The sequence below is a fragment of the Streptococcus sp. E24BD genome (assembly GCF_041807825.1).
Lineage (GTDB): Bacteria > Bacillota > Bacilli > Lactobacillales > Streptococcaceae > Streptococcus > Streptococcus entericus.
This window is the reverse complement of sequence record NZ_JBGTZB010000052.1, coordinates 1-7,825: the sequence shown is the minus strand read 5'-3', so window position 1 is coordinate 7,825 and position 7,825 is coordinate 1. Positions and strand designations below refer to the sequence as shown.

Annotated in this window: 5 protein-coding genes, 1 pseudogene and 1 CRISPR repeat array; all 6 genes and pseudogenes read right to left on the bottom strand. The window is 42.6% G+C overall.

Annotated features, from left to right (window positions below; genetic code table 11):
- Positions 1-23 precede the first annotated feature (23 nt).
- Positions 24-521: a CRISPR direct-repeat array (repeat unit 36 nt; unit sequence GTTTTGGAACCATTCGAAACAGCACAGCTCTAAAAC).
- Between the two features lie 89 nt (positions 522-610).
- Positions 611-1,276 carry a type II-A CRISPR-associated protein Csn2 gene (gene csn2 / locus ACERC5_RS09420; protein ID WP_373660629.1) on the bottom strand — a complete coding sequence of 222 codons (666 nt, stop codon included), beginning with the start codon at positions 1,274-1,276 and terminating at the stop codon, positions 611-613.
- Positions 1,248-1,604 (bottom strand): CRISPR-associated endonuclease Cas2, encoded by a 357-nt coding sequence (gene cas2 / locus ACERC5_RS09415; RefSeq protein ID WP_373660628.1) that lies wholly within the window; start codon positions 1,602-1,604, stop codon positions 1,248-1,250. The genes csn2 and cas2 overlap by 29 nt, the downstream gene beginning before the upstream one ends.
- Entirely contained in the window at positions 1,601-2,467 is an 867-nt protein-coding gene (gene cas1 / locus ACERC5_RS09410; protein ID WP_373657918.1) for a type II CRISPR-associated endonuclease Cas1, read from the bottom strand. The genes cas2 and cas1 overlap by 4 nt, the downstream gene beginning before the upstream one ends.
- Positions 2,467-6,564, bottom strand: coding sequence for a type II CRISPR RNA-guided endonuclease Cas9 (gene cas9 / locus ACERC5_RS09405; protein WP_373660627.1), 4,098 nt, complete (start codon positions 6,562-6,564; stop codon positions 2,467-2,469). Before cas9 ends, cas1 begins: the two co-directional genes overlap by 1 nt.
- 479 nt (positions 6,565-7,043) lie before the next feature.
- Complete coding sequence (locus tag ACERC5_RS09400) at positions 7,044-7,346, bottom strand: NUDIX domain-containing protein (RefSeq protein WP_373660630.1); 303 nt, start codon at positions 7,344-7,346, stop codon at positions 7,044-7,046.
- A gap of 157 nt (positions 7,347-7,503) precedes the next feature.
- Positions 7,504-7,825: pseudogene (locus tag ACERC5_RS09395) on the bottom strand (recombinase); the annotation flags it as partial.

Sequence of the window (7,825 nt, the reverse complement as noted above, 5' to 3'; positions counted from 1 at the left end):
CCTTTGATGAGTTCTGGTGCCAAGTTTTGGAACCATTCGAAACAGCACAGCTCTAAAACTGGTTCTAGGACCTCCGGCAGAATTGCCTCGTTTTGGAACCATTCGAAACAGCACAGCTCTAAAACACAAATAGCTCCGCTTGACTAGCTCAATGAGTTTTGGAACCATTCGAAACAGCACAGCTCTAAAACTGGTTCTAGGACCTCCGGCAGAATTGCCTCGTTTTGGAACCATTCGAAACAGCACAGCTCTAAAACTTCGTGGTAGCCTTGGTTGTAAGTAATATCGTTTTGGAACCATTCGAAACAGCACAGCTCTAAAACATTTAGACGAGTCCTCCTTGTGGTATTCGGGTTTTGGAACCATTCGAAACAGCACAGCTCTAAAACCATCTCGGCGAGTTCGTGGTAGTAGGTGATGTTTTGGAACCATTCGAAACAGCACAGCTCTAAAACCAAAGTAATCCAATAAAAAAGAGGGGAATAGTTTTGGAACCATTCGAAACAGCACAGCTCTAAAACCTCGTAGGCTTTTTTACCTTTAAGATTTCGTCATCGCACTGCTCGTCTCAGCTAGACTTCAGTTTCGTCTGGCTCCTTTATAAACACTATTATACCATATTTTCTGTGATTAGGAAGTAATCATCATCTAGGACATACTGAGGCAGATCATATAATCGCCTTGGCTCTAAAAAAAGCACCGTCATCTGATTTAGATCAATGTATTCTTTCAGTCGAACCAATTCCTCACGATTGAAGTAGGCACCACTATTGACCAAGACCAGCAATCTCTTTTTAGCTAAATACTTGACAATTTGAAAAATTTCAAAGCATTTTTCGAAAATGGTATCGCTCGATGTTTCAACCCGAACTCCTAATGCTTTGATGAGTTCCAATAGCGTTATCTCATCATACTCGAGGTCCAGTTCGTTTTCGAGACATTCATAAGCAATCAGTTCAGTGATGGTAGATGATAGCTTATCAATCATTGACTTGACCTCTGGCTTATCGTTAAGCTGTTGTTCAAGGTCTGCATGAATAAGCTTTAAAACACTAGGGGCATTAACATCAAATCCTAAAATATCTGTCACCAACATCACCTCTGCTTCCTTCAATGACCTACTTTTTTGATCAAACAGTCGAAGCTCTGAGGTCTCGTTGTATTGATAAAACAGCTGGGCAAGACGGGCAAAGACAGCCGTCGACTCAACGGTCAAAACAGTTAAGCCAGATAAGGCTATCGGCTCATCAAAAATAGGTAGATTCAGCTTCATCAAATCCTTCTCCTAAAAAGACAACTCGGGCATCAGAATTGGCAACCGACTGATCCCTTTCTCCATGCAGATAGACCATTCGCGCAAACTGCTTTTCCGTCACCGTCAATAAAGTAATATGCCCCTTTTGGGGATTATTTTCCTTTAATCGTGCCAACATGGCATTGCTAGAGGTATTGTTGAGCAAAAGCTTACTGTAAACCGAAAATTGGTGCATAATGAAACCTTCACTCAGCAAAAATTTTCGAAATTTCCGATAAGCCTTGCGCTCATCTGCCGTCTCAACAGGCATATCAAACATCAATAACATTCTCATATAGCGATAGCTCATATCCTAAATTCGGGAAGCTCCTTTCCTTGACTGTTAAGTGCCTTAACAACTCTCTTCGTATAGTCGCTCACAATATTGGTCAAGTACATCTCTTTCCCTCTATAAGAGTAGGTTGCTGAGAAAATACTGAAGAGTTCGCGTTTAATGCCAATAAAGGACTTCTGCCGATTGGCATAAACGATTCGGTCAATAATCGGGCGAAAAGGCTCCATGATATCACTGGCAAAATTAAAGTGATTAAACTGATTGGCATGTTTAAGCCCCAGCTGTGTCATGCAACCGCAGACCACAACCTCTCTCGCAAACATACTCAAAAGCAAGCTATAGCCATAGTCCAAACCTGCATTGATGGGGTTATCCTGCTCCCGCGAAAAATCATTCCCAAAGAGGGTGTTAAAGTAGGTTCTAGCAGCATGTCCTTCGCGGTTGCTAGGATCAAACATTTCCAAACCATGATAAAGCTCCATGACCGCTTGCGCCTTCTCAAAAAACTGACAGTCGCCGAGAAAAGAGGCCTGATTGAGAATTTTCTGGGCAATGATTTCTGTCCATGCCCTTGCTTTGAGGTCCTCCGCCCAACCAATCTGACGAGACAGTTGCAAACTCGAATCATGCCGAGCCGCAAAAGGCATAAGCTGAGCAATGGGGAGGCGCTTATCATCACAAAAAATCAGCAAGATATTCTCATCAACCAACCGCTTCACCAACATGGTAGACAAGACAATATCCGTCGTTTCCAGCAAGAGGATATCCACCTCGGACAGATGGATCAACTCTGTCCGAGTGGCATCCTTGAAGATCAGATGGTTGTTCTTATACGATAATTTTGAGTGGGTATTGACCACTACTGTCCGCCAGCCCATCAGTCATCTCCCAGCTTAGATAAATCAATCCGTGTCTCATAAAGCCCTGTCACTGATTGGTGGATCAAGGTAGCAGAGAGACACTCTGTCACGGTCAGATAACGCTGACGAGGAATAGTCTTTCCTAGAAATTTCAACTCAGCGTGTGCTCCGTACGCGGTGAATTTCAAGAGATCAACAAACGATTTGGCCAGTTCCTTGAGATCACTCGTCTCTTTTTTCTGGGTAAATTGCTCTATTAAACTCTCCACAGCCTTTGGTTTTGACACAAACCGTTGGGCATTCGCCACAATCATTTCAAACAATTCATCAAATAAAGCCCGATGCTCCTTCAAATAAGTAAGATGATCGCCAGCATTTTTTCCGTCTACTCCCTGAGCATGGTACAAGAGAGTTACTAGATGATGTGGTAAAACTAGCTGATTGCCTTTTTGCAATTCACCAGAACTAGCGAGTAAGCGTCGACGACCATTTTCAAATTCAAACAGACTATATTTTGGCAATTTAATCATGTGATGATTTTGAATCTGGCGATAACCTTTTGCTTCTAAAAAGGCTATCGGATCTTTTTCAAACTGCTGGCGCTCCATGATGGTCACACCAACCAAGTCCTTGACCTGCTTCAGCTTTTTCGCCTTGCCTTTTTCAACAGAAGCCACCACAAGAACGGCATAGGCCACCGTTGGACTATCCACACCCCCATATTTTTTAGGGTCCAGGTACACCTCCTTGGTTTTTCGAGCAATCAGCTTGTCTGAATCCCCTTTTGGTAGTACCGTTTCTTTCGTGAAGCGACCGCTCTGAATTTCTGTCTTCTTAACAATATTGACCTGCGGATAGGATAAAACCTTTTTAACAGTGGCCATATGTTTCTTCTTATTCCAAGCAATTTCGCCAGTTTCTTCATTGATTTCCACCATCGGTCGCTCGATGATAACATCATTTGACAAACGAATGATTTCTTGGAACATGTTCATGAGGTTGGAGTAGAAAAAGGTTTTTTCGGTAGCTTTAGCATCAGTTATTGACCGTTTTCTTACTTGGTACTCCCCATAGACAAACTCTGGAGCCAGTTGAGGATATCGGGTCAAAAGGGCCTTACCAATCACTGCATTGAGATAGGCATCATGGGCATGGTGATAGTCGTTGATCTCCCGCACCTTGTGAAGACCAAATAGCTCTCTAAATTGTGAGGTAAGACTGGCTTTTAATGTCAACACCTGAACGGTTCGCTGACGTTTGCCATCAAGGACTGTTGGATTGAAACGCTCATCCAGCAAGCGAGCAACATGCTTAGTGATTTGCCGTGTTTCCACTAGCTGACGCTTGATAAAACGGGCCTTGTCTTCCTCTGTCAACCCACCACGACTAGCTTTTGTCAAATTGTCATATTTGCGCTTGCTGATAAGACGAGAACGGTACAGCTGCTCCCAAAACGGTCGCATCTTAGCAACAACTTCCATTGACGGTACATTATCTAATTTTTTTCGGTTTTCTTTAGAAGTCGTCAAAACACGATTATCCAGAGAATCGTCCTTTATAAAGCTCCGTGGAATAATATGGTCGATATCGTAATCCGGTAATTTATTAACATCTAGTGCGTCACCTGTATACATATCCTTTCCATTTTGGAGATAGTAAAGGTAGAGGGCATCATTTTGCAAATGATGGTTTTGAACGTCACCCTCTATATAATCAGGCTTCTTTTCCTTAAGGATGGCACTTCCCAAACCTCCTAAAGCCTCTTCTAAACGTTTCAACCGTTCCTGAGCATTTTTTCGTCCCCTGGCTGTCGTCTGGTTTTCTCGTGCCATTTCAATGATGATATGTTCAGGTGCATATCCCATGACCTTCACCAACTCATCAACGATCTTGATACTCTGCCAAATCCCTTTTTTAATGGCTGGGCTACCTGGCAAATCAGCAATGACCTGCTTGATATCCTCGCTATCATGCTGTTCTTGGGCGTCCGCAATTTGTTTTTTGAAACTCAATCCATCATCATTGATTAACTGCATAAAGTTACGATTGCTATAGCCGTCATCAATCAAATAATCCAAAATAGTCTTACGACTGTGGTCGTCTTTCAGCCCATGAATGAGTTTGCGTGATAGGCGTCCCCAGCCAGTATAATGGCGACGCACCAGCTGTTTCAGAACAGTCCCCGAAAAATGCTGAGACAACCGTTGCTTAATCATCTCCTTGTCTTCAAAAACCGTTAAGGTATGGACAAGCTCTTCTAACACCTCTTGGTTATCCAGCTGATCCAAAAAGGCACGTCCCAATATCTTTTTCAAATCGTGGTAGGTATTTAAGGAGGCATTAAAGGCGCCTTTTTCATTATCTAAGCCAATAAGCCCCGTTATCCGAAACTGTGGAAATTCATTGTCCAAATAGGCCATTAAGACCTTCTGGGTCACCTTACGGTGCTCCTTGAAGACATGGTCGACAATCTCCTGCTTCATGTTGGCATCAAAGAAACATGGTTTCTTTTGACCTTCTGCCTCGTAACGAATCTTGGTCAGCTCGTTGTAGACGGTAAATTCCTGGTAAAGTAGACTGTGCTTGGGGAGAACCTTTTCATTTGGCAAATAGGGGTCTCGGTTGGTGAGCTTGTCGATAAAGGCGGTCGCTGACGCTTCCTTATCAACAATTTCATCAAAATTCCAAGGACGAATCTTATCATCCGATTTCCGTGATAACCAAGCAAACTGGCTCTGACCATTCGCCAATGGTCCCACATAATAAGGAATCCGGAAGGTCAAAATCTGCTCAATTTTTGCCTTGTTTTCTTCAAGAAACGGATAGTGCTTCCCTTGACGGTTTAGAATAGCCCGCAATTCCTCCAAGTGAAGCTGATGTGGGATAGAGCCATTATCAAAGGTTCGTTGCTTGCGAAGGAAATTGTCTTGTTCAATTTTTTCTAGGAAGTACTCACGCCCCCCAACACCTTTCAAAATACCCTTCAGGTATTTGTAAAACGCATCCTGAGATAACCCCTGTTCAATATAGGCGGTATAGCCTGTCTTGCTTTTTGAGCTAAAGACTTCTCTGTAAAGGTCATGCGACGTTTCCTTCAAGCAGTCTTTCAGCTTTTGTAAATCGTCCTTGTGATCCTGATAACGCTTGACCATAACCGCCGATAATTTGGCGTGAGTCGCCTCATTTGTGGTTAGAATCCCTGACAAGACGATAGCATCCGACAGTTGTTTCACCACTTGAAACAGCTCTTCATAGCGACTATCTCCCAGCTGCGTCAACAAACCTTGCAAATCATCCTCATAGGAATCCTTCGATAATTGCAGCTTCACATCTTCAGGCAAGCTAAAAATCGAAGTAAAATTAGCCTGCAAACCGACCGTCAAGTTCAGAAATTGTTTGAGAGCTGCTTTCGCCTCTTTATCCAGTCCTTGTGTCAAAGCCAGAACCTGCTCCACTTTTTTCGACTTGCTGAGTTTTGCAGTCAAGATATCCTTGACCATTAGAGGTTGATGGCTTAGCTCTGTCCCCCGTAACCCATCAAACACCTCCAAAAATTGCTCAAATAGGGCTTGAACATCCGTATAATCAGAGGTCAATTTCCCCTCATGCAAAAAATGCCCGCGGTATTTGATGATATGTGCCAACGCCAAATAAACCAACCGCAGATCTGCTTTTTCAGGACTATCCGCCAAGTGTTTACGCAAATGGTAAATCGTTGGAAAAGTCTCATGGTAAGCTAACTCCTCTCTTAGAGTTCCAAAAATGGGGTGCTTATGCCACTGCTTGTCCTCAACACGCAGAAAAGCATCGTCTAACCGATGAAAGAACGTCTCATCCACCTGCTGCATGGGCTCAGCAAAGATTTCCTGCAAGTAACGCAGACGATTGCGACGACGGGTTAGCCGACGACGAAACACCCGCTTCATACGGCGATCTGCCGCAACCTGCCCCTTATCAAATAACAAGACACCCATCAGATTCTTCTTAATATGAGTCTTACCAGTGTTACCCATAACCGGCAGCCGCTTAGCAGGTACCTTATAATCATCCGTGATCAAGCTCCATCCGACGCTATTGGTACCGATGTCAAGTCCGATAGAATATGGTTTCTTCATAAAATAACCCCTTAAGTAAAATATTTATAACTATATTGTACTCTTATTTTAAAAATAAGCAAGCATTTAGCTACCCGATTGGCCTATTTTTTGATAGAATAAGAACAAGATTTTACTTAGTTTTACAGCTGTAGGTTTTCTAAAAAATTACTTGACAAGTTTTATAACTCATGTTATACTGAACCCGTGGAGCTATTCGAAACAGCACAGCACGTTAAAATAAGGCTTTGTCCGTATACATTTTGCGCACCGATTCGGTGTTTTTTTGTGCGATGACAAAACCAACTAGTCCCATAAAAACTAGACAGCACTCGTGTCCCATAACAGGACACCGCCAGCCTTGATCACTAAAAATAGATGCCAAATACGACTAATATTTTCAAGGGAAACAACAATAAGCATCCAACAATAACCAAAGCATCAAAAAAATTGGTAAGCCTTCTGCTATTTAGCAATAAGGCTTACCAATTTTTTGTTAGTTAAAAGAAAATCCGCTGCAAGATCCCGTCTGCATCTCGTTCATAGTAGAGTTCTGAGTGGGCATCATTGAAATAAAAGGTCAACAAATCATCCATAGAGTCCGCCAATTCTACCCTACCTGAGGCAATGTCGTCATGACTCACCCAGACCACTTCCCCTTCTTCAGAAGATTGAATCTCTCCCGTAAACTCTGTCGTTCGGTAAAGAAAGACTAAATAACGGGTACCGTCATCTCGGGTATGAAAATGCTTGACCCCCACCAATTTAGGATTAACTATGGTTAACCCTGTTTCTTCTTTGATTTCTCGGACAACCGAGGCATGAAGACTCTCCTTTTCCTCAATGTGGCCCTCTTATGTCAAGTAACTGACACTATTTATTTGCTAGATTACACACTCATTATACCACAAACTATCCCATCAAGAAAGAGACTTGCTAGGATACAAGTCTCCTCCTCAGCTATTTGTAGATGACTGTAAAAAAGCCAAGACAATCAACCACAACTTTGTCAACGTGTGCAACTACAATTTCTTTGCTTAACCTCTTATCAGTTGGCAACTGAACATAGCTAGCTTCTTTCAACTGCTCTTCCAAAGCCTGAACAGATTTATCTACTTCCTTTTTCTTGGCAATATAATCTTCTCTGGTCAACAGGTTATCCTTGTAGTCCTGAAAGCAGGCGAGTTTTTCTGTCTTCAATCGTTCAATTTCCCGAACAACAAGGGTCTTAGATACCTTTTGATGAGGTTTTACTGCTTCATCTCCTAGTTTCCCTTTGATT

Coding starts and splice junctions, on each gene's coding strand:
- cas2 (WP_373660628.1), bottom strand. CDS start 1,604: ATGAGCTATCGCTATATGAGAATGTTATTGATGTTTGATATGCCTGTT.
- cas1 (WP_373657918.1), bottom strand. CDS start 2,467: ATGGGCTGGCGGACAGTAGTGGTCAATACCCACTCAAAATTATCGTAT.
- cas9 (WP_373660627.1), bottom strand. CDS start 6,564: ATGAAGAAACCATATTCTATCGGACTTGACATCGGTACCAATAGCGTC.